Annotated in this window: 25 protein-coding genes and 1 tRNA gene; 11 read left to right on the top strand and 15 right to left on the bottom strand. The window is 74.4% G+C overall.

Annotation, left to right across the window (positions count from 1 at the left end; all coding sequences use genetic code 11):
• Entirely contained in the window at positions 1 to 690 is a 690-nt protein-coding gene (locus BJY14_RS41840) for a hypothetical protein (RefSeq protein ID WP_179848652.1), read from the top strand.
• Between the two features lie 55 nt (positions 691 to 745).
• Here BJY14_RS41840 and BJY14_RS41835 read toward each other — a convergent pair whose 3' ends face one another.
• Positions 746 to 2,164, bottom strand: coding sequence for an alpha/beta fold hydrolase (locus BJY14_RS41835; protein ID WP_179848651.1), 1,419 nt, complete (start codon positions 2,162 to 2,164; stop codon positions 746 to 748).
• A gap of 175 nt (positions 2,165 to 2,339) precedes the next feature.
• On the opposite strand from BJY14_RS41835, the gene BJY14_RS41830 reads away from it, so the two are divergent.
• The 3 genes from BJY14_RS41830 (at position 2,340) to BJY14_RS41820 (ending at position 5,485) form a co-directional block, all read left to right on the top strand.
• Positions 2,340 to 3,749, top strand: coding sequence for an aldehyde dehydrogenase family protein (locus tag BJY14_RS41830; RefSeq protein WP_312879728.1), 1,410 nt, complete (start codon positions 2,340 to 2,342; stop codon positions 3,747 to 3,749).
• A gap of 101 nt (positions 3,750 to 3,850) precedes the next feature.
• On the top strand, positions 3,851 to 4,600 hold the full coding sequence (locus BJY14_RS41825; protein ID WP_179848650.1) for a hypothetical protein: 750 nt from the start codon (positions 3,851 to 3,853) through the stop codon (positions 4,598 to 4,600).
• Positions 4,601 to 4,636: 36 nt separating this feature from the next.
• Positions 4,637 to 5,485, top strand: coding sequence for a helix-turn-helix domain-containing protein (locus BJY14_RS41820; protein WP_179848649.1), 849 nt, complete (start codon positions 4,637 to 4,639; stop codon positions 5,483 to 5,485).
• A gap of 22 nt (positions 5,486 to 5,507) precedes the next feature.
• On the opposite strand, the gene BJY14_RS41815 is transcribed toward BJY14_RS41820, so the two are convergent.
• The 3 genes from BJY14_RS41815 to BJY14_RS41805 all read right to left on the bottom strand — a co-directional run bounded on the left by BJY14_RS41815 (position 5,508) and on the right by BJY14_RS41805 (position 7,922).
• Positions 5,508 to 5,837: a DMT family transporter gene (locus tag BJY14_RS41815; RefSeq protein ID WP_179848648.1), complete on the bottom strand. Its 330-nt coding sequence runs from the start codon at positions 5,835 to 5,837 to the stop codon at positions 5,508 to 5,510.
• Positions 5,837 to 6,703 carry an LLM class flavin-dependent oxidoreductase gene (locus BJY14_RS41810; RefSeq protein WP_312879727.1) on the bottom strand — a complete coding sequence of 289 codons (867 nt, stop codon included), beginning with the start codon at positions 6,701 to 6,703 and terminating at the stop codon, positions 5,837 to 5,839. Before BJY14_RS41810 ends, BJY14_RS41815 begins: the two co-directional genes overlap by 1 nt.
• Before the next feature lie 70 nt (positions 6,704 to 6,773).
• Positions 6,774 to 7,922, bottom strand: coding sequence for a helix-turn-helix domain-containing protein (locus BJY14_RS41805; protein WP_179848647.1), 1,149 nt, complete (start codon positions 7,920 to 7,922; stop codon positions 6,774 to 6,776).
• Positions 7,923 to 8,048: 126 nt separating this feature from the next.
• Between BJY14_RS41805 and BJY14_RS41800 the strand changes: the two genes are divergently transcribed.
• Positions 8,049 to 8,843, top strand: a complete 795-nt coding sequence (locus tag BJY14_RS41800; RefSeq protein WP_179848646.1) for a class II aldolase/adducin family protein — start codon at positions 8,049 to 8,051, stop codon at positions 8,841 to 8,843.
• Here BJY14_RS41800 and BJY14_RS41795 read toward each other — a convergent pair.
• Positions 8,812 to 9,357, bottom strand: coding sequence for a MarR family winged helix-turn-helix transcriptional regulator (locus BJY14_RS41795; RefSeq protein ID WP_179848645.1), 546 nt, complete (start codon positions 9,355 to 9,357; stop codon positions 8,812 to 8,814). The genes BJY14_RS41800 and BJY14_RS41795 overlap by 32 nt on opposite strands.
• A 56-nt stretch (positions 9,358 to 9,413) precedes the next feature.
• Here BJY14_RS41795 and BJY14_RS41790 point away from each other — a divergent pair, with 56 nt between their 5' ends.
• Entirely contained in the window at positions 9,414 to 9,815 is a 402-nt protein-coding gene (locus BJY14_RS41790; protein ID WP_179848644.1) for a VOC family protein, read from the top strand.
• Here the strand turns inward: BJY14_RS41790 and BJY14_RS41785 are convergent.
• Both BJY14_RS41785 and BJY14_RS41780 read right to left on the bottom strand, forming a co-directional pair.
• Positions 9,809 to 11,242, bottom strand: a complete 1,434-nt coding sequence (locus BJY14_RS41785) for an ATP-binding protein (RefSeq protein ID WP_179848643.1) — start codon at positions 11,240 to 11,242, stop codon at positions 9,809 to 9,811. The two genes, BJY14_RS41790 and BJY14_RS41785, sit on opposite strands and share 7 nt — an antisense overlap.
• Complete coding sequence (locus BJY14_RS41780) at positions 11,239 to 12,888, bottom strand: NAD(P)/FAD-dependent oxidoreductase (protein WP_179848642.1); 1,650 nt, start codon at positions 12,886 to 12,888, stop codon at positions 11,239 to 11,241. Before BJY14_RS41780 ends, BJY14_RS41785 begins: the two co-directional genes overlap by 4 nt.
• Before the next feature lie 127 nt (positions 12,889 to 13,015).
• Between BJY14_RS41780 and BJY14_RS41775 the strand changes: the two genes are divergently transcribed.
• Positions 13,016 to 14,071 carry a Gfo/Idh/MocA family oxidoreductase gene (locus tag BJY14_RS41775; RefSeq protein ID WP_179848641.1) on the top strand — a complete coding sequence of 352 codons (1,056 nt, stop codon included), beginning with the start codon at positions 13,016 to 13,018 and terminating at the stop codon, positions 14,069 to 14,071.
• Between the two features lie 48 nt (positions 14,072 to 14,119).
• Here BJY14_RS41775 and BJY14_RS41770 read toward each other — a convergent pair whose 3' ends face one another.
• The 7 genes from BJY14_RS41770 to BJY14_RS41740 form a co-directional block, all read right to left on the bottom strand.
• On the bottom strand, positions 14,120 to 15,142 hold the full coding sequence (locus BJY14_RS41770; protein ID WP_312879726.1) for a coiled-coil domain-containing protein: 1,023 nt from the start codon (positions 15,140 to 15,142) through the stop codon (positions 14,120 to 14,122).
• Between the two features lie 195 nt (positions 15,143 to 15,337).
• Positions 15,338 to 15,778: an HNH endonuclease gene (locus BJY14_RS41765; protein WP_179848640.1), complete on the bottom strand. Its 441-nt coding sequence runs from the start codon at positions 15,776 to 15,778 to the stop codon at positions 15,338 to 15,340.
• Positions 15,779 to 15,803: 25 nt separating this feature from the next.
• Positions 15,804 to 15,874 (bottom strand) — tRNA-Asn (locus BJY14_RS41760).
• Between the two features lie 92 nt (positions 15,875 to 15,966).
• Positions 15,967 to 16,968 (bottom strand): GNAT family N-acetyltransferase, encoded by a 1,002-nt coding sequence (locus BJY14_RS41755; protein ID WP_179848639.1) that lies wholly within the window; start codon positions 16,966 to 16,968, stop codon positions 15,967 to 15,969.
• 77 nt (positions 16,969 to 17,045) lie between these two features.
• Positions 17,046 to 18,032: a methylmalonyl Co-A mutase-associated GTPase MeaB gene (meaB, locus tag BJY14_RS41750; protein WP_179848638.1), complete on the bottom strand. Its 987-nt coding sequence runs from the start codon at positions 18,030 to 18,032 to the stop codon at positions 17,046 to 17,048.
• Positions 18,033 to 18,099: 67 nt separating this feature from the next.
• Entirely contained in the window at positions 18,100 to 20,322 is a 2,223-nt protein-coding gene (gene scpA, locus BJY14_RS41745) for a methylmalonyl-CoA mutase (protein ID WP_179848637.1), read from the bottom strand.
• On the bottom strand, positions 20,319 to 22,142 hold the full coding sequence (locus tag BJY14_RS41740) for a methylmalonyl-CoA mutase family protein (RefSeq protein ID WP_179848636.1): 1,824 nt from the start codon (positions 22,140 to 22,142) through the stop codon (positions 20,319 to 20,321). Before BJY14_RS41740 ends, scpA begins: the two co-directional genes overlap by 4 nt.
• A gap of 116 nt (positions 22,143 to 22,258) precedes the next feature.
• Here BJY14_RS41740 and BJY14_RS41735 point away from each other — a divergent pair, with 116 nt between their 5' ends.
• The 3 genes from BJY14_RS41735 to BJY14_RS41725 all read left to right on the top strand — a co-directional run bounded on the left by BJY14_RS41735 (position 22,259) and on the right by BJY14_RS41725 (position 23,988).
• Positions 22,259 to 23,437, top strand: a complete 1,179-nt coding sequence (locus tag BJY14_RS41735; protein WP_179848635.1) for an acyl-CoA dehydrogenase family protein — start codon at positions 22,259 to 22,261, stop codon at positions 23,435 to 23,437.
• A 156-nt stretch (positions 23,438 to 23,593) separates the two neighbouring features.
• The gene (locus BJY14_RS41730; RefSeq protein ID WP_179848634.1) at positions 23,594 to 23,803 is read left to right on the top strand and encodes an HGxxPAAW family protein; all 210 of its coding nucleotides are present in this window, start codon (positions 23,594 to 23,596) and stop codon (positions 23,801 to 23,803) included.
• Between the two features lie 2 nt (positions 23,804 to 23,805).
• Entirely contained in the window at positions 23,806 to 23,988 is a 183-nt protein-coding gene (locus tag BJY14_RS41725) for a hypothetical protein (protein WP_021600299.1), read from the top strand.
• A 40-nt stretch (positions 23,989 to 24,028) separates the two neighbouring features.
• On the opposite strand, the gene BJY14_RS46990 is transcribed toward BJY14_RS41725, so the two are convergent.
• A complete protein-coding gene (locus tag BJY14_RS46990; protein WP_258944150.1) occupies positions 24,029 to 24,157 on the bottom strand; it encodes a hypothetical protein in 129 nt (42 codons plus the stop codon).
• Between the two features lie 166 nt (positions 24,158 to 24,323).
• On the opposite strand from BJY14_RS46990, the gene BJY14_RS41720 reads away from it, so the two are divergent.
• Positions 24,324 to 25,412 (top strand): carboxylate-amine ligase, encoded by a 1,089-nt coding sequence (locus BJY14_RS41720; RefSeq protein WP_179848633.1) that lies wholly within the window; start codon positions 24,324 to 24,326, stop codon positions 25,410 to 25,412.
• Positions 25,413 to 25,578: the final 166 nt, after the last annotated feature.

Here is a 25,578-nt window from a genome sequence, read left to right as displayed (position 1 = left end):
ATGGAGCACAGGCGAACTGAGACCGGAACGCCCGCGGCCACCGGTCCGCTCACCGGCGAGCGCGCCCGCGCCGCGGGAACGGGCGGGCCCGGGGCGACGGACGACCGGCACGTGGCCGGATCCACCCCGGCCGCCCCCGGGACGCAGGCACCGGAGACCGTGCCCGACACCGTCCCCGACCCGATGCCGGCCCACCGCGGCACGGACCGGCCGGGCACCCCCGTCCGGGACGCGGGCGCGATCAAGACCCCGAGCCAGGAGGCCAACCAGGTCAAGGCGACCACCCGGGACACCGACCCGATCGGGACCCCCGTCCAGAGCACGGAGCCGAAGCACGCCGCTCCGGAGAAGCCGGGCCCGGCACCGGGCACGGCGCCAGGCGCCGCTCCGGGCACGGCTCCGGGCTCCGCGACCGGCGTCCAGGAGAAGCTGATCGCCTCAGCCGAGGCCGAGCGGTTCCGGGAGCGGTGGCACGGTGTCCAGGCCGCCTTCGTCGACGACCCCGGCGAGTCGGTGCGGCAGGCGGACGGCCTGGCCTCCGAGGCCGTCGACGCCCTCGGGCGCGCGCTCGCCGCGCACCGGCGCTCGCTCACCGAGGCGCTGGACGGCGGCGGGCCCGCCGACACCGAGCGCCTCCGCCTGGCGCTGCGCGGCTACCGCGACCTCCTGGACCGCATCTTCGCCGCCTGACCTGCCGAAACGGGCGCCCCCGCGGAATCGCGGGGGCGCCCGTCGGCGTCCGGGCTCAGCCGTTGAGGAACCTGTAGACCGCCTCGCGGCCCTGGGTCCCCCGCTCGCGGTTCTGGATGGAGTGGGAGGCGCCCTTCACCACGACGAGCGTGCCGCGCGGGGCGTACCGCAGTTCCTCCCGCGCCCATTCCAGCGGCGTGGACAGGTCCCGGTCGCCGTTCACCAGCAGGACCGGGACCGAGAGCCTGGCGCGGCGGGGTTCGGCCGTGTGCCGCGCCCACGGCCAGTGCAGGCATTCCTGGACGAATCCGTTCCCGACCGCCGTGTCGGCGGTGAACGGCCAGGTCGCCTCGGCCGGAAGGTGGTCGCGCGCCCGCTCCAGCGCGGCCTCGCGGAGGGCCGGCGCCGTCTCGGACGTCCCCCAGGGGAACCGGCCGTCCCCGCAGATCGTCGCGATGTGCAGGCCCGAGCTGTACTCGGCGGGGTCCCCGCCGCCGGAGTCGAGCGCCCGGAGCAGGCGGTCCAGGTGCGCGGCGTCGCCGCCGCGGGCGTCGTGGATCGCCGACACCACGTCCCCCAGCCCGCCGAGGGCGCCGGCGTCCCGGTAGGTGGGGTCGAGGAACTCGTAGGTCACCAGCATGTCCCAGATCAGCACCGCGTCCTCGCGGTGCCGGGCCAGCCACGCCAGGTCGCGGGCCGGGTCGAAGCCGCAGGCGGGCGCGGCGGCGCAGGCGTCGCGCAGGACGCGCGCGGTGGCCCGCTGCCCGGTGAGGTAGAGCATGTCGTCGCCCTGCGGGTCGACGAACGGCAGCACCGAGTCGAGGACGAGCCTCCTGACGTTCCCCGGATGGGACGCGGCGTAGGCGGCGCCGGTCATGGTCCCGTAGGACACGCCGTCCACGGTCCAGGTCCGCACGCCGAGCGCGCGGCGCAGCAGGTCGAGGTCGCCGACCGTCTGCTCGGTGGTGAAGTAGTGCCGCCGGCCGCCGAGGACGCCGGCGCACTCCTTCACCGCCTCGGGCGTGGGAGGTTCGATGTCGCTGCCGTCCACCTGCGCCTGGAGCCGCGGGCAGTCGATCGCGCCGAACTCGCCGGTGCCGCGCTGGTCGACCATGACGAACCGGTACTTCTCCGCCAGCTCCGGCAGGCGCTTGGAGATGCCGGTGATGAACGGGACGCCGGGCTGCCCCGGGCCGCCGGTCAGGAACATCAGGACGCCCTTGGGCGCGCGGGCGTTGTCCGCCGCCGCGACCTGCAGCCTCAGGGTCCGGCCGTCCCCGGGGTCGCGGTGGTCGAGGGGGACGGTCAGGAACGAGCAGGTGAAGCCGGGCTGCCCCGCGCAGGGGCGGGAGCCGGACAGCCCGGGCGCGGCCGGGCGGGCGGGAGGCGCTTGGGGTGCGGCCGCCGCCGTCGCCACGCCGGGTCCTAGGAGGGCGAGGGTGAGGGCGAACACCGCTGTGCAACGTGGTCGCATGGGGGGATCCTCTCTCCGCCGGCCCGCGTTCGCCGGGATGTCGCCGGAACCGGTCAGGTCGACGCCGCCCACCCGGGCCGCCCGTTCCGCCGCCGGGGCCCCGGCCCCTCGTCAGGAGGACGGCGAGGGGGAATACTGAATCTCGTTCGGTAAACCCCGTGAGCGGAGGACCCAGGTGTCCGAGAACTTCTCGATGACCATCGACGGCCGGGCCGTGACCGCGCCCGGCACCTTCGGCGTGATCGATCCGGCCACCGGCGAGGTGGCCGAGCAGGCGCCCGACGCGTCCCGGGAGCAGCTCGACGCGGCGATGGCCTCGGCGCAGGCCGCCTACGCCGACTGGCGCCGCGACGAGGCCGCGCGCCGCAAGGCCCTGCTCGCGGCGGCCGACGTCATGTTCGCCAGGTCCGAGGAGATCGGCCGGATCCTCACGCTGGAGCAGGGCAAGCCCCTGGCCGACGCGACCATGGAGGTCGTCGGCGCGGGCGTGTGGCTGAAGTACTTCGCCGACCTCGAACTGCCGCGCGAGGTCATCCAGGACGACGCGAGCGCGCGGGTGGAGGTCGTGCGCCGGCCCATGGGCGTGGTCGCCGCGATCACCCCGTGGAACTACCCGCTGCTGCTCGGCATCTGGAAGCTCGCCCCGGCGCTGCTCGCGGGCAACACGATGGTCCTCAAGCCGTCCCCGTTCACCCCGCTGTCGAGCCTGAAGCTCGGCGAGGTGCTGCGCGACGTCCTGCCGCCCGGCGTGCTGAACGTCGTCACCGGCGGCGACGAGCTCGGCGCCTGGATGACCGCGCACGAGGTGCCCCGCAAGATCAGCTTCACCGGCAGCGTCGCGACCGGCAAGCGCGTCGCGGCCGCGGCGGCGCCCGACCTGAAGCGCGTCACGCTGGAGCTCGGCGGCAACGACCCGGCGATCCTGCTCGACGACGCCGACCCGGCCGCGGTCGCCGACAGGCTCTTCGGCGCCGCGTTCCAGAACAACGGGCAGGTCTGCTCGGCGATCAAGCGCGTGTACGTCCCGGAGGCGCTCTACGGGGACGTGGTGGACGCGCTCGCCGAGCGCGCCAGGGCCGCGCGGGTCGGCAACGGGATGGACGAGGGCGTCCAGTACGGGCCGATCAACAACCGGCCGCAGTACGAGCGGGTCGGCGAGCTGGTCGCCGACGCGATCGCGGGCGGGGCCCGCGCGGCGGCGGGCGGCGGGCCGATCGACGGGCCCGGCTACTTCTTCGAGCCGACGATCCTCGCCGACGTCTCCGACGGCACCCGGATCGTGGACGAGGAGCAGTTCGGCCCCGCGCTGCCGATCGTCAGGTACACCGATCTGGAGGACGCCATCGCGCGCGCCAACGGCACCCACTTCGGGCTGTCCGGGTCGGTGTGGGGCACCGACGCCGACCGGGCCGCGGAGGTCGCGGGGCGGCTGGAGTGCGGCACCGCCTGGGTCAACACCCACCTGGCCCTCGCCCCCAACCAGCCGTTCGGCGGGTTCAAGTGGAGCGGCGTCGGCGTGGAGAACGGCCCGTGGGGACTGTACGGGTTCACCGAGCTCCAGGTGATCTACCGCTCGAAGGCCTGAGCACCTCCGGTGGGGGCGCGGCGACCGCCGCGCCCCCACCGGACATGGGACACTTTCCGGACGGGGGGCGTGGATCACCGCACCGACCGTGGAGGAGCCGGATGGACACCTGGGACGTCATGCGGCAGGACGACCTCGGCAACGCCTTCCGCGTCGCGGCGCACGACTCCCGGATCTCCGCGCTGGCCCAGGTCATGGTCCTGGAGAGCGGCGTCCGGCACCGGCAGATGTACTGGGTGGACGGCCCGCCGGGGCCCGCCGTGCGCACCAACCGCGACCTGTACCTGGTGTTCCTGCAGCTCGGCCAGGAGGCGAGGGCGGCCTCGTGGTCGCTTTCGGCGTTCCTGCGCTCGCTGTGGAAGGTCGGCGCCACGCTCGCCGGCCAGGCGCACCTGGAGCCCGACGACGTGGCGGCCATGTTCGCGGCGGCCGCCACCACGCCGCCCGCGGCCTTCGACCCCGCCTGGAGCGGCGAGGACCTGTCGCTGCCCGGCGACGAGCCGGACGGGTACGCCGACTGGGAGCGGGTCCTGCTCTCCCAGATCGCCGATCTGGAGGACTTCCTGTCCGCTCCCCCGGGCCCGCGGGCCCGGTTCGGCGTGCCGGCGCCCCGGCCGCCCGGCTCGGGCGCCCGCGCCACCCCGGCCCGCTGGTACAACTTCGACCCGGCGACGTACCTGGAGTGCGCGGTGGCGGGCAGCCTCGGCGGCTGGGACGCGGCCGACGGCGCCCGCGTGCCCCTGCCGGCCGGCCCCGGGGAGCAGCCGGCGCGCTCCTACGTCCGCACGATCACCACGATGAGCTGGGCGGACCTGGCCCGCATCGCCGTGTGCGGGCAGGTGTACGAGTAGCCCGTCCCGTCACCCTCACGTGGTAGGACTGGCCCCATGAGCGACAGGCCGGTCGAGTTCAGCGACCGGGGCGGCTGGTGCCTGGCGCGGGGCCGCCCCCATCCCGCGCTGCGCCCCTTCCTGCGCGCCTACGACGGCTACTGGGAGACCGAGGCCGTGCCGTCCCGGATGCGGACCCTGCCCACCCGCACCACCGTGATGATCCTCAACCTGGGCCCGCCGCTCCACCTGGAGGTCCCCGACCCGGGGGTGGCCGACCGCGCGTACGGATCGTTCGTCGCGGGGATGCACGACGGCCACGGCATGTACCTCAGCCCCGGCGGGCAGCGCGGCATCCAGCTCGACGTGACCCCGCTCGGCGCCTACACGCTGCTCGGCGTCCCGATGGCGCGGCTCACCAACGCCGCCGCCGACCTGCCCGACCTGCTCGGCCGGGAGGCGCGGACGCTGGTCGAGCGGCTCGGCGACGCGCCGACCTGGGGCGCGCGGTTCGCCATCCTGGACGCCTTCCTCCTGCGCCGCCTCGACGCCGGCCCCGCCCCCGACCGGGAGGTGGTCCGGGCGTGGCGGCTGCTGGACGGGGACCGCGCCGTGTCGGTCGCCGACCTCGCCGCCGACGTCGGCTGGAGCCGCAAGCACCTGACCCACCGGTTCCGGGAGCAGGCCGGGCTGCCGCCCAAGGTGATGGGGCGGGTGCTGCGCTTCCAGCGCGCCGTCGGGCTGCTCCTCGGCGGCGCCGGGATCGCCGAGGCCGCGTTCGCCTGCGGTTACTACGACCAGGCCCATCTCAACCGCGACTTCCGCACGCTGTCGGGCTGCACGCCGACCGAGCTGATCGGCGGCCAGCTGGAGCAGCAGCGCGTCTCCACGCCGGCCGAGGCCTGAGCCGGGCGAACACGCCCCGAGGTCAGCCCTGGTGCACCCCGCCGCCCAGGTTCATCACGACGACGCCGAGCACGATGATGACGGCGCCCGCGATGGTCAGCGGCCTGACCGGCTCGTCGAACAGCAGCACACCGCCCGCGAACGCGCCGATCGTGCCGAGCGCGGACCAGATGGCGTAGACGGGCCCGACGTTCAGCGACGTCAGCGCCCTGGCCATGAAGACGAAGGAGATCAGGTACCCGGCCACGACGATCACCGAGGGACCCGGCCGGGTGAAGCCTTCGGATGCGCGCATCGCCAGCGTCGCCGTCACCTCGAAGGCGATCGCGAGGCCGAGCAGGACGAACGGCATCAGCGGGGCTCGCCGTGCTCGGCGGCGATCGCCTCGAAGACCTTCATGTCCGCCTCGAACGGCGAGCCGGGGCGGGGCCAGTGCAGCGCGATCTCGGTGATGCCGAGTTCGGCGTAGCGGCCGGCCAGGTCGGCGAACGCGCCGGCCGACTCCAGCCAGGGCTCCTCGTTGAAGCCGGTCAGCAGGACGAGATCGTCGAGGCGGCGGCCTTCGGCGTCGCACGCGGCGCGCAGGGCGTCCAGCCGGGAGCGGACGATGCCGTACGGCTCGTCTCCCGCGCCGTGGGCGCTGGTCACCCAGCCGGTGCCGTGCCGGGCGGCGACACGCATCCCGCGCGGGCCGTTCCCCGCGATGACGAGCGGCACCCGGGGTCGCTGGACGCAGCCGGGTTCCTGCACGACCTCGCGAGCGGTGTAGAACTCCCCCTCGAAGGTGGTCTCGGGGCCGGTCAGCAGGCGGTCCAGCAGTTCCACCCATTCGGCGAACCGGGAGGCGCGCTCGTCCGGGCTCCAGTCGGGGCCGATGGTCCCGGCGTCGGACGCGCGGCGCGTGCCGCCCGCCCCGATGCCGACGGTCAGGCGCCCGCCGCTCACGTGGTCGATCGTCTTGATCGCGTGCGCGGTCGGCACGGGATGCCGGAAGTTCGGCGAGGTCACCAGCGTGCCGATGCGGACGCGCGAGGTGACCGCCGCGGCCGCGGCGAGCGTGGTGTAGGCGTCGTACCAGGGCGTCGTCCCGCGCCAGGCGATGTGGTCGTACACCCACGCGTGCCGGAAGCCGAGGTCCTCGGCACGCCGCCACAGCTCCCCGGCCTCCGGCCAGGACTGCATGGGCCACATCACGGCGCCGATCCTCGGTGCGTTCACCGGCTCCTCCGCTCTCTCGGGCGTCCCCCGCGGAACACTCCCACCAATAGATACATGCCGCCGCGGCGGTTCACGTCCCGGACCCCGCAAGCCAGCGGTGCAGGGCCCACCACCAGTTCGCGGTGCGCGACACCGCCGCGCCCGCGCCGGGATCGAGCAGCGGCCGCCCGGCCAGCTCCTGGAAGCGGCGGATCCGGTACTTCACCGTGTTGCCGTGGACGTGCAGCGCCGCGGCCGTCGGCTCGATCCGGCCGCCGTGGTCGAGGTAGGCCAGCGCGGTCTCGGCCAGCTCCCGGTGGAACGGCTCGCCGGGGTCGAGGCCCGCCAGCAGCGCGCCCGCGAGCAGGCCTCCGAGCTCCGGCTCGGCCTCGGTGACGGTGAGCAGCGCGAGGTCGGCCAGCTCCCGCATGCCGGTGAGCCCGGCGGCGGCGCCCGCCCGCAGCGCCCGCCGACCGAGCGCGTACATCGGGGCGACCTCGCCGGGCCGGGCGGGCGGGGCCGCCACCAGCAGCGGCCCGGACGGCCCGGCGAGCGGGCCCCGCGGCCCGGGCAGCCGGGCGACGAGGGCCGCGAGCCGCCCGTCGACGAGCCCGCACAGCCCCGGCCCGGCGGCGGTGAGCGCCGACTCCAGCCGTCCCGCCACGGCGGGGTCGCTGACGTCGGACACCACGCAGTGGTAGGCGGCGCGGGGGTCGAGCGGCGCGAGCACGGGGACGGCCTCGCCGTGCAGCAGCTGCCGGAGCATCTGGAGGCGCCCCTCGCGGACGGTCCGCGCCATCTCCAGCTCGGCGACCCGGTGCGCGTGGACCATCCGCCGCACGAGCGCGGTGGTGATCTCGTCGATGCGGGTCACGCCGTCCAGCAGCGCCGCGTCCGGGACGCCCATCCGGCGGCCGTCGGCGACGAGGGCCCGGACGAGGTGGGCGCGGCCCGCCTGGAAGCCGTCCAGGAACGCCGCGACCGGCACGCCCTGCCGGGCCCGGTCCGAGCCGAGCCGCTCCGCGGCCGCGAGGACCTCCTCGCCCGGCTCGCCGTCCTCCAGCGCGGCGAGCACCCCGTGGACCAGGGCGCGGGTGTGCCGCCTGGTCTCCTCCTCCGGCAGCGCGGCCACCAGCTCCGACCGGCCGCGGGCGGCGCGGACCGTCGCCTCCAGCAGCACGGGGTCGTCGGTGTGCTCGATCAGCAACCGCAGGAACCGGTCTCCTGGGCTGGGCTCCATCCCTCCATTCTGCGTCCTGGTTGTCCCGTCCGGACAATCGGGCGCGCGGCATTGGGCGCCGCCGGTCTAGCCGGAGGGCGGGGCCATGGTGTTCGGTGGTCGGGAGACGAGCCCGAGGAGTGCGCGATGTCCGACGAGGAAGAGTTCCTGGAGAAGCTGCCGACCGACCTGATCTTCCGGCTGCCGCCCACGTTCGACGACGTCGCGGACGAGCGCCGGCACCGCAAGGAGCGCCTCGCCGCCGCGCTGCGCGTCTTCGGCAAGCTCGGCTTCGAGGAGGGCGTGGCCGGGCACATCACCGCCCGCGACCCCGAGCGCACCGACCATTTCTGGGTGAACCCGTTCGGCATGTCGTTCAAGCACATCCGGGTCAGCGACCTGATCCTGGTCAACCACGCGGGCAAGGTCGTCGAGGGCCGCTACCCGGTCAACGAGGCGGCGTTCGCGATCCACTCGCAGGTGCACCAGGCGCGCCCGGACGTGGTGGCCGCCGCGCACAGCCACTCCACCCACGGACGGGCGATCTCGGCGCTCGGCCAGAAGCTGGAGCCCATCACCCAGGACGTGTGCGCGTTCTACCAGGACCACGGCCTGTTCGACGACTACACCGGCGTCGTCACCGACCTGGAGGAGGGCAAGCGCATCGCCGCCGCCCTCGGCGGCCACAAGGCCGTCATCCTGCGCAACCACGGCCTGCTGACCGTCGGCGACACCGTGGACGCCGCCGCCTGGTGGTTCATCACAATGGAGCGCTCCTGCCAGGTGCAGCTGCTGGCCAAGGCCGCGGGGCAGGTCGTCCCGATCGAGCACGACAACGCCGTCCTGACCCACGAGCAGATCGGCAACGACCTGGTCGGCTGGATCAACTACCAGCCCCTCTACGACCAGATCACCCGCGAGCAGCCCGACCTTTTCGAGTAGGCGGCGCGTCCCCCGGCCCCGGCGCGCTCGGCGGCGCCGGGGCCTCGGCGCGCCCCGGCCGCGCCCGCGGGTCGTGGTGGGCGAGCAGGACGCGGGCGATGCGCTCGAAGGCGGCCCGGTCATCCGGGGTGAGCGGCGCCAGCAGCGCGGCGTCCAGCTCGGCCGCGCGGCGGGTGACCTCGTCCAGTTCCGCGCGGCCCCGCCCGGTCAGCTCGACCACGTAGCGCCGGCGGTCGGCCGGGTCGCGCTCGCGGCGGACGAGGCCGGCCCCCTCCAGACGGCCCACGACCTCGACGAGGTCGCTCGGGTCGATGCGCAGCCGGGCGCCCAGGTCGCGCTGCGAGGCGGGCGCGGCGTCGTCCAGCGCGGACAGGACGGCGAAGTGCCAGAGGCCGAGGCCGTGCTCGTCCATCATCCGGCCCATCCGCACGCGTCCGGCCCGCCCGACCTGGGCGAGCACGAACGTGGTGATCCCGAGCAGGCGGGGCGGCAGCGGTCCGGCGGTCTCGTCCATCCGCCTATTGTAGGGTTACCCCAATCATTGGTGAACACCCATGAATAGGGGACGGCATGGACGCGCTGTATCCGCGCCTTCTGGTGGACGACTTCCGCGCCTGCGCGGGCTTCTACGAGGCGGCGCTGCGCGCGCTGCACGGGATCGACCCGGTCAAGCTGATCCCGGAGGCCGAGTACGCGAACTGGGACCTGCGGGGCGAGGCCGCCCTGGTCGTCATGGGGCGCTCCAGGATGGCGAAGGCCGTCGGCACCGCGGGCCTGCCTGCGCCGTCCGGGCAGGACGGCTCGATGCTGGTGCTGCGCGTGGACGACGTGGACGAGGCGGCCGCGACGCTCCGCGGGCTCGGCGCCGTCCAGGTGGCCGGGCCGCAAGACCGCCCCGAGTGGGGGCCGGGGCTGCGCACCGCCCATCTGCGCGACCCCGGCGGGAACCTGCTGGAGCTCCAGTCCTACTGAGCGGTCTCCCCGGCGGACTCCTCCGAGGGTTCGGTGAGCGGCAGCAGGACCTGGAACCGGGTGTCGCCGGGCAGCGACTCCACCCGGATGTCGCCGCCGTGCCGGCCCGCGACGATGCGCCAGGAGATGTCGAGGCCGAGCCCGGTGCCCTGCCCCACCGGCTTGGTGGTGAAGAAGGGCGTGAAGATCCGGTCGAGGTCCTCCTCGGGGATGCCGATCCCGGTGTCGGCGATCTCCACCAGCGCGTAGTCGTCCTCGCGGGCGGTGCGGATCGTCAGCGTGCCGCTGCCCTGCATCGCCTGCAGCGCGTTGACGATCAGGTTGGTCCACACCTGGTTCAGCTCGGCCGCGTAGACCGGCACGGGCGGCAGCGCCTCGTCGTAGACGGTCTTGACCGTCACACCGTCCCCGAACTTGCGCTTGAGCATGGTGAGCGTGCTGTCCAGCAGCTCGCGCAGGTCGGTGCGCCGGTAGGGCGCGCGGTCCAGCTGGGAGTACTGGCGGGCCGAGTCCAGCAGCGCGGTGATGCGGCCCATCGCCTCGGAGATCTCCGCCTGGAGCTGGGTCACCTCCATCACCTCGGCCAGCCAGCGCATCGCGGCGGGCAGGTGGCCGCCCGCCGCCCGCTCGACCTCCTCGGCCTGCTCGATGCCGATCCCGGCGGCCACCAGGCCGGGCGCGAGGTCCCAGGCGTCGCCGACGCCGTGCTCCTCCAGCCAGTCGCCCAGCTCGTCCTCGGCGTCGCTGACCTCCAGCGGGCTGCGGCGCCCGCCGGGCGAGGCGGGCAGCGCCGGGCGCAGCGACACCAGCGCGCTGAGATGGGTGCAGTCGACGCCCTGCGCCGCGAGGTCGGCGAGGCTCTTCTGCGCGCCGATCAGCCGGTCGCCGAGCTCGGCGCTGGCCCGCGCCGCGGCGGCGGCCGGGTTGTTCAGCTCGTGGGTGAGGCCCGCGGTGATGGTGCCGAGCGCGGTGAGGCGCTCGCGCTGGTCGACGACCCGCCGCGCGTTGGTCATCCCGAAGAAGACGCCCTCCAGCAGGTGCGTGGCCATCGGGAACCACTTGCGGACCATCTTGGCGAACTTGTACGCCGGCAGCACGAAGACCCGCGTGGGGCGCGTCGCGCGCAGCGAGTGCTGGTACCTCTGCTCGATCTTGTCGCCCAGGTACGCCTGCACGGCCCCGCCGTAGGTGCCGGGCCGGTCGGTGCGGCTGACCTGCGCCACGTGGCCCCGGACGTTCTGGGTCATCACCATCTCGCCGTCGAGCAGCACGTAGAGGAACTCGGCGGCGTCGCCCTGGTCGCAGATGATCCCGTCGCCGGGGTAGTCCGCGACCGTCCCGCAGGCCGACAGCCAGCCGAGCTTCTCGTCGTCCAGGTCCTCGAAGAGGAACAGCTCCCGCAGCTGCTCCGGTGACGCCGTGTTCATGCCTGCTCCAGGTAACGGTGGACCAACGCGACGGCCATCGCGCCGTCGCCGACCGCGGACGCCACCCGCTTCATCGACTCCGAGCGGACGTCGCCCGCCGCGAACACCCCGGGGACGCTGGTCTCCAGGTGGTAGGGCTGGCGCGCGAGCGGCCACCCGGCGGGGCGGCGGCCCCCGCCGACGAGGTCGGGCCCGGTGAGGACGTACCCGCGCGCGTCGCGCTCGACGAAGCCGTCCAGCCACCCCGTGCCCGGTTCCGCGCCGATGAACACGAACAGCCAGTGCGCGTCGATGGTCTTCTTCCCGCCCGGCCACGCGAACGTGAGCCGCTCCAGCCGGTCGGCGCCCTCCGCCGCGCACACCGTCTTGCCGGTGTGCACCTCGATGTTGGGCGTCGCCGCGATCTGCTCGACCAGGTAGTGCGACATCGACTTCTCCAGGCCGTCGGCCCGGACGATGATGTGCACCTTCCTGGCGTACTTGGCCAGGTGCACCGCGGCCTGGCCCGCGGAGTTGGCGCCGCCGACGACGGCGACCTCCTCGTCCGCGCAGGACGGCGCCTCGGTGAGCGCGGCGCCGTAGTACACGCCGCGCCCGACGAAGTCGTCCACGCCCTGCGCGTTGAGGCGGCGGTAGGAGACGCCGGTGGCCAGGATGACGGCGTGCGCGGCGATCTCCGAGCCGTCCGAGAGCCGCGCCACCCGGGCCGTGCCGCGCGACTCCAGCGCGGTGACCTCGCCGGCCTGCAGCAGCTCGGCGCCGAACCGGTCGGCCTGGCGGCGGGCCCGGTCGGCGAGCTGCGCGCCGCTCACCCCGTCGGGGAAGCCGAGGTAGTTCTCGATGCGGGAGCTCTGCCCGGCCTGGCCGCCGAGGGCGCGGCGCTCCACGACCACCGTCTTCAGGCCCTCGGACGCGCCGTACACGGCCGCGCCGAGCCCGGACGGGCCGCCGCCGACGACGATCAGGTCGTAGAAGCCGGCGGTCGGGGTGCTCGGCAGCCCGACCGCGGCGGCCAGCTCGGCGTCGGACGGGGCCGACAGCGTCGCCCCGTCCGCGGTCACGATCAGCGGCAGCTCCGGGCACGCGGCCGCCGCGACCAGCTGGGCGCCCTCGGGGTCGCCGTCCATCAGCCAGGTGTAGGGCACCTGGTGGCGGGCCAGGAAGTCGCGGACCTCGTAGCAGCGGGACGACCAGCGGTGCCCGACCACCCGCAGCTCGCCCGGCGGGCGCCGGTCGACGCGCGCCCAGGCGTCCAGCTGCTCGTCGATCACCGGGTAGAACTTCTCCTCCGGCGGGTTCCACGGCTTCAGCATGTAGTGGTCGAGGTCGACGTCGTTGATCGCGCGGATCGCCGCGTCGGTGTCGGCGTAGGCGGTGAGCAGGATCCGGCGCGCGAACGGGAACAGGTCCATGGCGCGTTCCAGGAACTCCACGCCGTCCATCCCGGGCATCCGGTAGTCGGCGAGCAGCACGGCCGTGTCGTCGCCGCGCAGCCGCAGTTCGCTCAACGCCTCCAGGGCCTGCCCGCCCGACTCGGCGCGCACGATCCGGTACGTCTCGGCGTACCGGCGACGAAGGTCCCGCGCCACGGCCCGGGACACTCCCGGGTCGTCGTCGACCGTCAGCAGCACTGGTTTCGGCAACATGCCCCCCTCGATCCAACACAACCCGTACGAAAGCCTACGTGGAACCGGCGCCGCCGTGCGGGCCCGGACCGGCCCATCGGGGCCCCCGCCGCCCGGCCGCCGCCGCGCCATCGGTCATGATCGAGTCATGGACCTGCGTGTTGCCCTGATCGGATACGGCACCGGCGGCTCGGTGTTCCACGCCCCGCTGATCTCGTCGGTGCCGGGGATGCGGCTGGCCGCGGTCGTGACCGGCTCCCCGGAACGGCAGCGGGCGGTGCGCGAGCGGTACCCGGAGGCCGAGGTCCTCGACAGCGTGGACCGGCTGTGGGGGGCGTCGGGCGCCTGCGACCTGGTGGTGGTCACCGCCCCCAACCGGCAGCACGTGCCGCTGGCCCGGACCGCGCTGACCTCGGGCCTGCCCGTCGTGGTGGACAAGCCCGTCGCGGCCGCCTCGGCCGAGGCCCGCTCCCTCGCCGCGCTCAGCGCCGTCCGGGGGCTGCCGGTCTTCCCGTTCCACAACCGCCGCTGGGACGGCGACTTCCAGACGGTGCGGCGGCTGGCCTCCTCGGGCGCCCTCGGCGACGTCCTGCGCCTGGAGTCCCGCTTCGAGCGCTGGCGGCCGGAGGTCAAGGAGAGCTGGAAGGAGAGCGCCGACCCCCGCGACGCCGGCGGCATCCTGTTCGACCTCGGGTCCCACCTGGTCGACCAGGCGATCGCGCTGCTCGGCCCGCCGGAGCGGGTCTACGCCGAGATCGACACCCGCCGCCCGGGAGCCGCGGCCCCCGACGACGTGTTCGTGGCCCTGGCCCACCCGGGCGGCGCCCGGTCGCACCTCTGGATGAGCGCCACCGCCGCCCACCAGGGCCCGCGCTTCCGCGTCCTCGGCAGCCGCGCGGCGTACGCGGTCTCGGGCATGGACGTCCAGGAGGAGCAGCTCCGCGCGGGCCTCACCCCCAAGGACCCCGGCTACGGCATCGCGCCGCCCGGATCCAGCGGCCTGCTCGGCACACCCGGACACGAGACCCCCGAGCCCACGGCCGCCGGGGCCTACCACGACTTCTACGCGAGCGTCCTGCGCACGCTGCGGGACGGCGCGCCGCCGCCGGTCACCCTCGCCGAGGCGATCACCGGGCTGGAGGTCATCGAGGCCGCCGCCCGCTCCGCGCGCGAGTCGGCCGTCGTCGAGCTCGGCGACGGGTGAGGACGCCCGAGCGGCGTCCCGGCGCCCGCGCCGGGAAGCGCGGGCGCGTCAGAGCACCGAGACGTGGACGTGGTCGAAGTGGTTCTGGGTGACGCTGCCGCGGTCCTCCATCTGGCTCCAGCCGCCGCTGCCGCGCATGTCGTAGATGCGCTGCTTCCAGATGACGTACTTGATGCCGAGGCGGGACGCGTTGTCGATCACGTACTGGGCGACGCGGTCGCCGTGCGCCTGGGCGGAGGCGCTCGGCATCTTGCCGCCGGTGCTCTCCATGAAGTCGCAGGCCCGGCCCGAGCCGTGGTCCTGCGGGTCGCCGGGGCGCGAGCACCCGATGGTCGGGAAGGCGCCGAACTTCCCGTCGATCTCCAGCAGCACGGTGCGCATCCGCGCGGTCATCGAGTTGCCGACGATCGGGGACTTCGTGCCGCTCGCCCCGTCCGGGCGGCCGCCGCCGCCGGGCACGGTGGTGCGGGTCGTCTCCGGCTTGTACTTGACGAGCAGCTTCTTGACGCGGGCGCGCTGGCCCTCCAGGTCGTCGATCTCCTTCTTGACCGCGTCCAGCTTCTTGCGGGCCGTCGCCTCCGACTGGACCGCCCTGGTGTTCAGCGCCTCCAGGCTCTGGATGCGGCGGCCGTTGTTGCGGCTGATGTGCTCGACCACGGCGGCGTCGTGGACGGCGGCGCCCGGCTCCGCCGAGGAGATCATCGGGATCACGTCGAGGCGGCCGGTCATGTAGGTGCCGGCCGCCAGGCGGGCCACGTCGATCCGGGCGGCGTCGTACTCGCGGCCGGCCCTGGTCGCGTCCGCGCCCGCGCGCTCGGCGGCCTTCTTCGCCTCCTCGAGGGAGACGAGCTCGCCCCGGTACTCCTTGGAGAGCTTCTCCGAGCGCGCCTTGAGCTTGGCGTACTCCTTCTTCAGGTCCTTCGGCCGCTCCGGGAGTGCCGCCGCGCTCCCGGACACCGGCGGCAGGGCCGCCGAGACGCCCGCCGCGAGGGCCAGCGCCGCGAGGCGCTTCGCCGCTGCGCGCCCGCGCGGAGGGCGCGGCGTTCTGCCGGGGGGATCGAGGGCCGCCACAGATCTCTCCTAGATAACAAAGCTCAAGATTGGCGGCACATTACCACAATCGCCCTATTTTCCTCACAAGCTCCACAAAACACATAGAGTCACGCGCGGCTACCGGACGGCGCCGCCGCGAACGGCCAGGGGCCGGACCGCGCGATGCGGTCCGGCCCCTCCCCCGGCGGCGCCGGGCCGATCCGGCGGCCCCCGTCACGGCCCGACGAGCTCCTCCCAGCGCGGCACCCGCGGCGGCGACGGCAGCCGCAGCCCCGCCTCGGCGAGCGTCCGGTCCCCCTTGCGGTTGTTGCACCTGCCGCACGCCAGGACGGTGTTCTCCCAGGTGTCGGCCCCGCCGCGGGACTGCGGGTGGACGTGGTCGATCGTGTTGCCGCGCTTGCCGCAGTAGCAGCAGCGGCCCCCGTCGCGCAGGTACACGCCGCGCTTGCTCCAGGGCGGGCGCCTGCCGTGCCTCCAGCGCATCGCGACATAGCGAACGAGCCGCAGGACGCGCGGGACCGGGAAGCGACCGAAGGTGCGGCCCTCCTCCGCCTCCTCGACCACGGCCACCTCGCGCACCAGCATCCGGATGGCGTGCCGCAGATCGACCCTCTGCATGGGTTCGTACGACGCGTTCAGGACGAGCACGTTCACCGCGTCACCTCCCTGGCCCGTGCCGCTCCCCCGCCAGGATTCGAACCTGGATATCCGCATTAACAGTGCGGCGTTCTGCCGTTGAACTACGAGGAAATGCTTCGGCAATTCTCCGCCTTCCGGGCATTTCCCGGAAGACCTCCATGAGAATGCCCAGCGGCGGGCCGCGGGGGCAACGTGTTTTCCGGTCAGCGACCGGAGGCGGGGAGGGCGGACACCGCGGCCTGGTACTCCAGGGACTCGCGCTCCAGGCGGAAGCCGAGCTCCTCGTTCACCGCGATCATGTGGGCGTTGTCGCCGGAATTGTCCGTTTCGATTTCCCGTACGCCGGGGCACTCCTCCCCCAGCCAGCGCAGCATCGCCGCCTTCACCCAGATGCCGAGCCGCCTGCCGCGGTGTTCGGGCAGCACCGCCGTGTCGTACTGCGCCGCGCGCCCGGCGCACCCCGCCGGCACCACGACCTCGGTGAACCCGGCGATGACGTCGCCCGACAGTGCAGCGACCGTGTAGAGGTCGTCACCGCGCTTGGCGACGATCTCGGCCATCTCGCGGACGCGGTGCGCGTCCCAGGGCGTCCCCTCGTACTCGGCGAAGTCGGCCATGGCGTGCTTGGCGCGGGCGAGGGCCTCGGCGTGCTCGTCCGGCACCGCCCCCCGCCAGCGCGCGAGCCGGTAGCCGGCGGGCGCCTCGGCCAGCAGCCGCGCCACGCGCTCGGCGGGGACGTCCTCCAGCCGCAGCAGCATGCCGCGCAGGGTCAGCACGCACTCGAAACCGTGCGACTCCAGGAAGGGAACGGCCGGGGTGCCCGCGAGGACCTGCGCGATCACGCTGGAGCGGCCGTCCTCGCGCAGCCCCTGCGCGGCCGCGGCGAGGAGCCGGGCGCCGAGCCCGCGCCGCCGGTGCTCGGGGCGGACCTGGATGTCGACCTCGCCGGGACGGTCGGCGCCCGGCTCGCCGGGCAACCGCAGCGCCGCCACCGCGGCCAGGGCGCCGCCCGCGCCGCGTCCGCCGGCGGCCGCCGCCCACAGCCGCTGCCGCGCGCCGGCCTCCGCGCCGAGCAGCAGCCGCGCCGTCCCCTCCGGGTCGGGCGCGGGGTCGCCGTCCGGCTCGGCCGCGTGGACGGCGGCGAGCACCGCGTGCCACCCCCGGATCTGCGCGTCCGTCGGATCATCGAGCGCGATGACGTCCATCCGACTTTTCTACCTGATCCCCGTGCGCCGCGACCGGGACCTGGGACAACCCAAGGTTTCGGACATACGGAACCCCTTCAGCGGTCCCGCGAGAACACCTCCAGGAGGCGCTCGGCGGCCAGGGCGGGGGTCAGCGTCCCCTCGGCGACCTCCCGCTCCAGACCGGGCGCGGCGTCCCGGACGCCGGGATGCCCGCGCAGGTCGGACAGCAGCCGCTCGCGCACCAGCGCCCACGTCCAGCCGACCTGCTGGCGGCGGCGCCGGGCTTCCAGCTCGCCGGTCTCGCGGAGCCGGTCCTGGTGCTCGACCAGCGCGCCCCACACCTCCTCCAGCCCGGTGCCCTCCTTGGCGCTGCACGTCAGGACCGGGGTGGCGCGGACGCGCTCGTCGCTGCGCAGCAGCCGCAGCGCGCCCGCCAGCTCGCGGGCGGCGCGCTCGGCCTCTCTCCGGTGCTCGCCGTCGGCCTTGTTCACCGCGATGACGTCGGCCAGCTCCAGGACGCCCTTCTTGATCCCCTGGAGCTGGTCGCCGGTGCGGGCGAGGGTGAGGAACAGGAAGGAGTCGACCATCTCGGCGACGGCCGTCTCGGACTGCCCGACACCGACCGTCTCGACCAGGACGACGTCGAACCCCGCCGCCTCCATGACCACCATCGCCTCGCGGGTGGCCTTCGCGACGCCGCCCAGCGTCCCGGCGGTGGGCGAGGGGCGGATGAACGCGGCCGGATCGGTGGCGAGCCGGTGCATCCGGGTCTTGTCGCCGAGGATGCTGCCGCCCGTCCGGGTGGAGGACGGGTCCACGGCGAGGACCGCGACCCGGTGCCCCTCCCCCGTCAGCCGGGTGCCGAGCGCGTCGATGAACGTGGACTTGCCGACCCCGGGCACCCCGGTGATCCCGACGCGACGGGCGTTCCCGGCATGCGGGGTCAGCTCGACCAGCAGTTTCTGCGCCAGCTCCCTGTGGTCCGGGCGGGCCGACTCCACGAGCGTGATCGCCCGCGCGATCCACGCCCGCGACCCGTCCCGCACCCCGGCCGCGTAGTCGTCGAGGCCCGGCGCGCTCACGGCGCTCCCCGCACGCCCGCCGGGCGCCCCTCGGCGCCGCCTTCCCTCGTCACTCCCGCCCCGCTCCTCAGGCGCGCTCGGGCGCGCCGTGCCCGAGCGCGGCGGTGAGCTCCTCCAGCAGGCCGACCGCGGCGTCCGCCAGGACCGTGCCGGGCGGGAAGATCGCCGAGGCGCCGGCCGCGCGCAGCTCCTCGAAGTCGCCGGGCGGAATGACGCCGCCGACGACGATCATGATGTCGTCGCGGCCCAGCGCGGCCAGCTCCTCGCGCAGCGCGGGGACCAGCGTCAGATGGCCGGCGGCGAGCGAGTTGACGCCGACGATGTGCACGTCGGCCTCGACGGCCTGCAGGGCCACCTCGCCGGGGGTCTGGAACAGCGGGCCCACGTCGACGTCGAAGCCGAGGTCGGCGAACCCGGTCGCGATCACCTTCTGGCCGCGGTCGTGTCCGTCCTGCCCCATCTTGGCCACGAGGATGCGGGGGCGGCGGCCCTCGGCCTCCTCGAACGCGGCGGTCGCGGCGCGCGCCCTCTCGATGCCCGTCACCCGTCCCGCCTCCTCCCGGTACACACCGGAGATCGTACGGATCTGCGCCGCGTGGCGCCCGTAGGCCCTCTCCAGCGCGTCGGAGATCTCGCCGACGGTGGCCTTGGCCCGGGCGGCGTCGATGGCGAGGGCGAGCAGGTTGTGCTCCAGCCCCCGCGGGCGGGTGCCGTCCTCGGCGGCCTCGGCGGCACGGGTGAGCGCCTCCAGCGCGCCCCGCGTCGCGGTCTCGTCGCGCTCCTCGCGCAGCCGGCGCAGCTTGTCGATCTGCTGCGCGCGCACGGAGGCGTTGTCGACCTTGAGGACCTCGATCTCCTGCTCGACGTCGGGCCGGTACTTGTTGACGCCGATGACGGGCTGCCGCCCGGAGTCGATGCGCGCCTGGGTGCGGGCGGCGGCCTCCTCGATGCGCAGCTTGGGCAGCCCCTCGTCGATCGCCTTGGCCATGCCACCGGCCTGCTCGACCTCGGTGATGTGGCCCCAGGCCCGGCGGGCGAGGTCGTAGGTCAGCCGCTCGACGTAGGCGCTGCCGCCCCAGGGGTCGATGGTGCGGGTCGTCCCGGACTCCTGCTGCAGGACGAGCTGGGTGTTGCGGGCGATGCGGGCCGAGAAGTCGGTCGGTAGCGCGAGCGCCTCGTCCAGCGCGTTGGTGTGCAGGGACTGGGTGTGGCCCTGCGTGGCGGCCATGGCCTCGACGCAGGTCCGGGCGACGTTGTTGAACGCGTCCTGCGCGGTCAGCGACCAGCCGGACGTCTGCGAGTGCGTCCGCAGCGACAGCGACTTGGGGTTGCGCGGGTCGAACGTCTTCACCAGCCGCGCCCACAGCAGCCGCGCGGCGCGGAGCTTGGCGACCTCCATGAAGAAGTTCATCCCGATCGCCCAGAAGAACGACAGGCGCGGCGCGAACGCGTCGATGTCGAGGCCCGCCTCGCGGCCGGCGCGGATGTACTCGACGCCGTCGGCGAGCGTGTAGGCGAGCTCCAGGTCGGCGGTGGCTCCGGCCTCCTGGATGTGGTAGCCGGAGATCGAGATGGAGTTGTACTTCGGCATCCGCTGCGAGGTGAACGCGAAGATGTCGGAGATGATCCGCATGGACGGCTGCGGCGGGTAGATGTAGGTGTTGCGGACCATGAACTCCTTGAGGATGTCGTTCTGGATGGTCCCCGCGAGCGCCTCCGGCTCCACCCCCTGCTCCTGCGCGGCGGCGATGTAGAGCGCGAGGACGGGCAGGACGGCGCCGTTCATGGTCATCGACACGCTCATCCGGTCCAGCGGGATGCCGTCGAAGAGCTGCCGCATGTCGTAGATGGAGTCGATCGCGACCCCGGCCATGCCCACGTCGCCGGCCACGCGGGGGTGGTCGGAGTCGTAGCCGCGGTGCGTGGCCAGGTCGAACGCCACCGACAGGCCCTTCTGCCCGGCGGCGAGGTTGCGGCGGTAGAAGGCGTTGGACTCCTCGGCGGTGGAGAAGCCGGCGTACTGCCGGATCGTCCACGGCTGGGTCGCGTACATCGCCGGGTAGGGGCCGCGCAGGAACGGCGCGATCCCCGGATAGGTGCCGAGGAAGTCGAGCCCGGCCAGGTCATCGCCGGTGTAGAGGGGCTTGACGCCGATGCCCTCCGGGGTGTCCCAGGTCTGGGCCTCGGGGTCGGCGCCGGTGGCGCCCTCGACCGCGGCGCGCCACCGCTTGGCGGCCTCGTCGGCGGGGGGCGCCGTCCCGAGGTCGACCTCGGTGAAGTCGGGGATCATTCGTTCACTCCCAGATCTCGGAGGGTGGTCTCCAGCACCTCGATCGCGTCGCATCCCGCGTGCACGCGGTCGTCGACCCCCTCGTAGGTTCCCTTACCCGCCAGCCAGACCTTCACCGCACCCGCCTCGCGCAGAACCCGCGCGGCGTCCGCGGCCCGCTCCTCGTAGAGGGCGTCGCTGGAGCAGATGCAGGCGACCGCGGCGCCGGACGTCCCGAACTCCTCGGGGGCGCCCGTCACCGTCTCGATCCCGCCCGCCTGGAAGAGGTTGGCGGCGAACGACGCGCGCGCCGTGTGGACGGCGATCGGCCCGAGCGTGGCGAGGAAGACCTTCGGACGGGCGCCGGCTGCCTCGGCGTGGGCGTCGGAGCGGTCGCGCAGGGCCTCGAAGTCCTGCGCGTACGTGACGACCGGGAGCCCGCCGCCGGGCGCCGGCGGCGCCGGGTCGCGCCGCGGCGGCGTCTCCGCGAGGTCGGGGAACTCGCTGACGCCGGTGAGCGGCGCCTTGCGGCGGGCGATGTCCTCGCGGCGCCGCTCCCAGGTGGCGGCGAGGCGGCGGGCGACGAGGCCCGAGTCGAGCGCGGCGGCCAGGCCCCCGGCCCGCTCGATCTCGGTGAACCAGGCCCAGGCGGCCTGGGCGAGGCCCTCCGTCAGGCTCTCGGCGTACCAGGAGCCGCCCGCCGGGTCGACGACGCGGGCGAGGCTCGACTCCTCCAGCAGCAGCGTCTGGGTGTTGCGGGCGATGCGGCGGGCGAAGCCGTCGGGCAGGCCGAGCCGGGCGTCGAACGGCTGGACGGTGACCGCGTCCGCGCCGCCGACCCCGGCGGCGAACGTCGCGATGGTGGTGCGCAGCATGTTCACCCACGGGTCGCGCCGCGTCATCATCGCCGACGAGGTGACCGCGTGGACGCGCGCGACGGTGCCCTCGGCGGCGCCGCTGACCTCCGCCACCCGGGCCCACAGGCGGCGCGCCGCGCGGAGCTTGGCGATGGAGGAGAACTGGTCCGCGTTGACGGCGAGGCGGAACTCGATCTGCCCGAACGCCTCGTCCACGCTCAGCCCGGCGCCGGTCAGTGCGCGCAGGTACGCGACGCCGGCGGCGACCGCGGCGCCCAGTTCGTCGGCGTCGCCGCCGCCCGCGTCGTGGTAGGGGGTGCCGTCGGCGACGACCGCGCGCAGCCGGGGGAACTCGCGGACGCAGCGGACGGCGAGCGCGGCGGCCTCGTCCAGCGAACCGGGCGTGCCGGTGCGCGCCGCGAGGCCGAGCGGGTCGGCGCCGAGGTTGCCGGACGCGGCAGCCGCGTTCCCGCGCTCGGCGACCAGGGCCAGGAACGCCTCCGCGGCCTCGCCCGCGGACGCTCCCGCGTCCAGGACCACGGGGGCCAGGTCCAGCAGGACGCCGCGTAGCGCCTCGGGGAGCGCGGCCACGGGCAGGCCGCCCTCGCCGAGCCGCAGCCAGACGGAGGTGGCGCCGTTCTCCAGGTCGGCGAGGATCGCCTCGCGGGTGACGGCGGGGTCGGGGTGGGCGTGCCGCTGCCGGACGTCCCATCCTGCGATGCCCTCGCCGTCGGGGCGCACCTCGCGCACGCAGGGGGCCAGCCCGGGACGTCCCGGCGGCGCGTCGTCGCGCGTGTAGAGCGCGGCGATCGGCACTCCGTCGTAGGAGTCCCGGGTCAGCAGGCCCTCGATCTCGTCGAGGGGGGTGTCCTCGCTCGCCGCGCCGGACTTGCGCAGCACGCCCTTCACCATCTCCCGCCACCGGTCGCGGTCGGCCGTGGGGAAGGCGGCGGCCAGTTCGAGTTCCTCAGGCGGCACCGTCATGCCCTGGATCGTAGGTGAGCGGCCGAATCCGGCTCGAAACCGGGTCCCGCTGACCAGAACACGGCGCGCGGCGGGGCGCCCGGTTAGGGGTGCGCCGTCCGGGAAGGGGGGTGGTCATGACCCTGGAACCACTCCCCGGCGACCTCTACCACATGCAGGAACTCCTCGACGGGCGGGAGAAGGAGATCCTCGGGAGGGTGCGCGGCTTCCTGGAGGCGAAGGTCGCGCCGATCGCCAACGACTGCTGGGCGCGGGCTGAGTTTCCGTTCGACCTGATCCCGCAGTACGGGGAGCTCGGCGTCGCCGGCCTGGCCTACGACGAGTGCCCGGGCGACAAGCCGAGCAGCCTGCTCACCGGGTTCCTCGCGATGGACATGGCCCGCGTGGACCCGTCCATGGCGACGTTCTTCGGCGTGCACGCCGGGCTCGCGATGGGCAGCATCGGACGGTGCGGCTCCCCGGAGCAGCGCGAGCGGTGGCTCCCCGCGATGGGGCGGATGGAGAGGATCGGCGCGTTCGCGCTCACCGAACCGGACGGGGGCTCGGACGTCGCGCTGGGCCTGCGCACCACGGCGCGGCGCGACGGCGACCACTGGGTGCTGAACGGCGCCAAGCGCTGGATCGGCAACGCCACCTTCGCCGACCACACGGTCGTGTGGGCCAGGGACGAGGCCGACGACCAGGTGAAGGGGTTCGTGGTCGCCAAGGGCACGCCCGGGTTCACCGCGACCCGGATCGAGAACAAGATCGCGCTGCGGACCGTGCAGAACGCCGACATCCTCCTGGAGGACTGCCGCGTCCCCGAGTCCGACCGGCTGGCCGGGGCCGGCGGCTTCCGCGACACCGCCGCGATCCTGCGCCAGACCCGCAGCGGCGTCGCCTGGCAGGCCGTCGGGGTGATGCTCGCCGCCTACGAGATCGCCCGCGACTACGCGGTGGAGCGCGAGCAGTTCGGGCGGCCGATCGCCAAGTTCCAGCTCGTCCAGGACCTCCTGGTCAGGATGCTCGGCAACGCCACCGCCTCGCTCGGCATGGTGGTGCGCCTCGCCCAGCTCCAGGACGAGGGCCTCTACCGCGACGAGCACTCCGCGCTCGCCAAGGCCTACTGCACCAGCCGCATGCGCGAGGCGGTCGGCTGGGCGCGCGAGCTGATGGCGGGCAACGGGATCGTCCTGGACTACGGCATCGGCCGGTTCGTCGCCGACGCCGAGGCGCTCTACTCCTACGAGGGCACCCGGGAGATCAACACGCTGATCGTCGGGCGCGCGGCGACCGGTATGGGGGCTTTCGTCTGATCCGTCCCGCCCCGCGGCGGCCGCTCCCCGGCCACGGGGCGATCTTCGGGTACCCCCGAAGGCCCCGTGGCTAGGGGCGTTGCTAGAGTTCGGCGTCGTAGCCCCATCCCCCGAATCCCGCCCGACCGCCGAACCACGAAGAGGAAAGACGAACGCATGTCGACTGGCAGCCACGCCGGGCGCCCCAAGTCCTGGGTCGCCGTGGCCATCATCTTCATCGGTTTCGCCATCGGCGGCGTCGGCATCACCCTGGGCCCGGACTGGATCGTGTTCGGAGTGGGCGCCGCGGTCGTCGCGATCGGCGGCATCATCGCGCTCGCCGTCGACATCATGACCGACGTCGTGGTCGACGAGCCCCGGGGCTAGCGATGTTCGGCCGGCCTCCGATCGAGGAGCGGATCGCCGCGCGGCAGCGCGAGCGCGGACCGCTCAAGCCGGGCACCGTCTTCCCGCACGGCCCCGCCAAGATGCTGTTCTTCTTCGGCATCGGCGTGGTCGTCGTCACGCACCTCATCGCGCTGTCGATGTACTTCGTGGACCCCGGCCCCTGAGGAACCCGAGGGCCCGCGCGGCACGCGCCGACGGCCCGTCTCAGCGGCCGCGGTCCGAGCCGTTGGGCGGGCCGTCGCGCTTGTCGCCGAGGTAGAACAGCCCCGCCAGGACGAACACGGCGACGGCGAGCAGGATGAGGAGCACGCCGACGGGAGTCGATCCGGGCATCTGATCTCACCCCCTTTCCTTCCACCGGGTCTCCGGGGCCAGTGCCCGCTGGGCGCAGGGTCAAAAGAGGTCAAAGAGATCCCTTTACGCCTATTCCGGACCGCCCGGCAGGTGCGCGCGGCGCCGCGGCGACGTAGCTTCGAAGGCCCGAGCCCGAGGTGGTGGGATGGCCCTGCGATTCGGAATCGAGGAAGAGTACTTCGTCGTCGATCCCGTCTCCCGGGAGGTCGTCCCCCGTGCCGCCGCCGTGGTGCGCCGGGCGGGCGCGGCGCTGGGCGAGCGCGCCTCGACCGAGCTGGTCGCCTACCTCGCCGAGGCCAAGACCTCCCCGTGCGACGACCTGGACAAGCTCGCCGAGCAGGTCCGCTCGATGCGGGCGGTGATGGCCGCCGCCGCGGCGGCCGAGGGCGTCCGGCTCGCGGCGACCGGGACCCCCGTGCTCGGGGACCTCGTGCCGGCCCCGATCGAGCGCGGCGCCCGCTACGCCGAGAGCCTCGCCGTCTACCGCGGCCTGGACGACGAGCAGAGCATCTGCTCGTGCCACGTGCACGTCGAGATGCCGGACCGCGAGCGCGCCGTCCAGGTCAGCAACCACCTGCGCCCCTGGCTGCCGACGCTGCTGGCCCTGGCGGCGAACTCGCCGTACTGGGCGGGACGCGACACCGGCCACGCCTGCTGGCGGGCGCTGACCTGGGCGCGGTGGCCGGTGGCGGGGCCTCCGCCCTACTTCGCGTCGGCCGGCCACTACGACGACCTCGTCGGGGCGCTGCTCGAATGCGGCGCCCTCATGGACTCCGGGACGATCTTCTGGGACGTCCGGCCGTCGGCGCGGCTGCCCACGATCGAGGTCCGGCTCGCGGACGTCGCCCCGACGGCCGGCGAGGCGTCGGAGTTCGCCGCGCTGGTCCGGGCACTGGTGCAGGTGTCGTCCGACGCGGTGGACGCCGGCGAGCGGGCGCCCGAACCGCCCCCCGAGATGCTGCGCGCGGCCTACTGGCTCGCGGCGCGGCACGGTCTGGGCGGGCGGGGCCTGGACGTGCGCACGGGACGGTCCGCGAGCTTCGGCGAGCTGGCCGGGGAACTGCTCGCGCACGTGCTGCCCGCGCTGCGCGGCACCGGCGACCTCGCCGCCGTCGCCCGCGGGGTGCGGCGCCTGGCCGCCGCCGGCGGGACGGGCGCGGAGCGGCAGCGCGCCGCCTACCGCGTGCGCGGGCGGCTGACCGACGTCGTCGACGCGGTCCTCCTGCCCGGCTGATGACCTCCCGGTCACATGGTGGCGGGCGGGCGGCGCGGCGGCCCCGGGCGCGATTGGTCCGGATATTGTCTGTTTTCAGAGGGCGCCTCGCGGGTACCGCTGGATCGGAAGATCAGATCGGCTGACCTCGGGGGATGTCCGCATGGCCCTGCTCGTACGGCTTCCT

It is taken from the genome of Actinomadura luteofluorescens (assembly GCF_013409365.1).
GTDB classification, from domain to species: domain Bacteria; phylum Actinomycetota; class Actinomycetes; order Streptosporangiales; family Streptosporangiaceae; genus Spirillospora; species Spirillospora luteofluorescens.
Note: the sequence above shows the minus strand (reverse complement) of the source record. Positions and strands in the feature narration are given on the sequence as shown.